Annotated in this window: 1 protein-coding gene; it reads right to left on the reverse strand. The window is 51.9% G+C overall.

Annotated elements, in window-relative coordinates; all coding sequences use genetic code 11:
• Positions 1–174: 174 nt before the first annotated feature.
• Positions 175–543 (reverse strand): cupin domain-containing protein, encoded by a 369-nt coding sequence (locus tag AC1RQI_RS16955; RefSeq protein WP_481905790.1) that lies wholly within the window; start codon positions 541–543, stop codon positions 175–177.
• Positions 544–828: the final 285 nt, after the last annotated feature.

An 828-nucleotide genomic window follows, 5' to 3' on the forward strand; every position in this document is an offset into this window, starting at 1 on the left:
GAATCGGGGCATGCGAACAGCTCCTTGTTGCTCAGTGCCAGCCTAGCAAATCGGGGGTTTTTCTACAGCCTCAACGCAGAGGTAACCGGCGCCGGAGCGCAAGCGGAGGGGACCAAAAGCGGCACGCTTTTGGCGTCCGGTTGACCGACTTGTTGGGCGTCATTTCCGCAGACACTACGGGCATTCCTTGTTATAGAAACCACGAAAGTTCGTAGGTGGCGAAGTCACCGAGATGTAGCTGAATGGAGCATCGCCTGTATTTTCAAACCCATGCTGCTCTCCATCTTCAAACCGGACCACATCGCCTTCAGAGATTTGAAGCCGTTGCTCTTCCGCGAGGATAAGCTCCCCACTTCCGGCAACAACTATCCAAATTTGCTCAGATGAAGGGTGAGAGTGAACCGGATTTACTGCGCCCACATTTACCGTGGCATGAGTCACCGTTACCCGCTCTGAGCGCGAATTCTCGGGAAAGATCAATTGACGAGATGTGACCCCAGAATTTGAAAGCTCAACTACTTCCTTGTTGCTTATGAACTCCACAAAACTCTCCCTATGACGCTCAACAGAGATTAGTGTGCCGGCACGATAACGCCATATCGTTGACCGCACGATAACACCAGCACACCAACCAAGCTTAAAACCTTTCTGAACAGCTGCTTAGAGTATGGCACACGACCCAGACTGAGTGTTATTGAGCGTTCTCATTTTTGCTCGTGCCATAAAAAACCCCCTGGGCTCTCACCGCAGGGTAAGCGCTAGCGAATCGACACCTATCCCCTGATCTGAGACCGGACCACACTGGTTCCATCCTTGTAATGAGTGGAG

Source organism: Salicola sp. AFF1, from assembly GCF_056783195.1.